Source organism: Moorena sp. SIO3H5 (genome assembly GCF_010692395.1).
GTDB lineage: Bacteria > Cyanobacteriota > Cyanobacteriia > Cyanobacteriales > Coleofasciculaceae > Moorena.
Map to the genome: position 1 here is coordinate 1 of NZ_JAAHHS010000750.1, position 1,497 is coordinate 1,497.

The following is a 1,497-nucleotide window of genomic DNA, read 5'->3' on the forward strand; positions in this document are numbered from 1 at the left end:
TATAAACAAAGTCAAATTGCTGGTTTACGGGATGATTATAGTCAAGATGTAACTCAGCATATAGAGCAAATCTTAGCTTATTACCGCGATCGCTATAAGCTTTCATCCATCTAATTTAATAGTTTCGACTGACGCACCGGACTTGAGCATTTTTATCTTGTTTTGAGAATATACAATTTAAATGCGCATCAGCTTACTATTCCCATTACGCTTTAAGATTTGCAACTGCTTAAAGCCCACCATCTAATTGGTCAATTGGTTGGGGTTAAATCCCCATCCAATTTTCTTATTGCTTTGTATCTAATTATTGCGAATCATTAATAATACATAATTTACTCATCAAATATTTAAAACTAAAAGATAAGTGCAACTGGGCTAATCTGTTAATTAAATTTACATTTAATTAAATCAGCACTACAAACAAATGTTAAGAATAATTACAGATTTTGATGGTCCGATTATTGATGTATCCGAACGTTATTACCGCGTTTATCAAATTTGTTTAGAAAAAACTCGTAATCGGGAGCAAACAGTTAGAGAATTAACAAAAGCAGAATTCTGGGAGCTAAAGCGGGAGCGTGTTCCGGAAACACAGATTGGAATTATCTCAGGGTTGGACAAAGCTCAAGCTCAAACTTTCTCTCAAATGCGGCGACAAACCGTACATACACAACCTTACTTCCAGTATGACTGTCTGGCATGGGGTGCAGTAAATACCATGCTAAAAATTAAGCAAATGGGTATAGATTTAGCAGTTATGACTATGCGCCGAGTTAGGGAGTTAAATTATGCCTTAAATCGGTACGATTTAGATAATTTTTTTCCAGAAAATCGTCGCTACTGCTTAAGCAATAATTATATAAAAACCCATGATGTAGAAGATAAGCCATTGTTCTTAAGCAATAATTATATAAAAACCCATGATGTAGAAGATAAGCCATTGTTAATGGCACGGGCTTTAAACGAGTTACCACCAGCTTATGATACTTGGATGATTGGAGATACGGAAGCGGACATTGTGGCTGCAAAAAGACATGGGATAAAAGTGATTGCGGTGGAATGTGGTATTCGCGATCGCGCACAATTAGAATCCCAGTTGCCAGATTTAATTGTTCAAGACTTCAGTTGTGCAGTTAAACTAGTTCTGGAAAACTCCCTACAGCAAGTAGGATAAATGACAAGTGGGTGATTTCGATCGAGTATCACCCACTCCCTTATATAATCAACATTAATTTATCAGCGTAAAAAGCTACTAACTAGCCATAACAAGATAAAACTGACTACCGTAGAAAACAGATTTGGCTCTAGGCTAATAGAGGCGAGCTGCGCAGACAACAAACTGGTAAGTCTTCCTCCAATAACTAAACCGAAAATAAGAGTCAGAAAAGTTAATAAAACAGATCTGCCAAATTTGCCTTCTTTGAAATTAAGAAAGTAAACACTAACTCCTACACCAACAATCAATACCAGCTGTAGCATTGTGTCACCTCCAGCTGG

At 36.6% G+C, this 1,497-nt stretch carries 2 protein-coding genes; one reads left to right on the forward strand and one right to left on the reverse strand.

The genetic code is table 11. From position 1 onward, the window contains the following. The first annotated feature begins 424 nt into the window (after window positions 1-424). Entirely contained in the window at window positions 425-1,174 is a 750-nt protein-coding gene (locus F6K52_RS36215) for an HAD family hydrolase (RefSeq protein ID WP_293090040.1), read from the forward strand. Window positions 1,175-1,236: 62 nt separating this feature from the next. Here F6K52_RS36215 and F6K52_RS36220 read toward each other — a convergent pair. Further along, window positions 1,237-1,497: CPP1-like family protein (locus tag F6K52_RS36220; RefSeq protein ID WP_293090042.1), on the reverse strand; the 261-nt coding region annotated here is incomplete at its 5' end.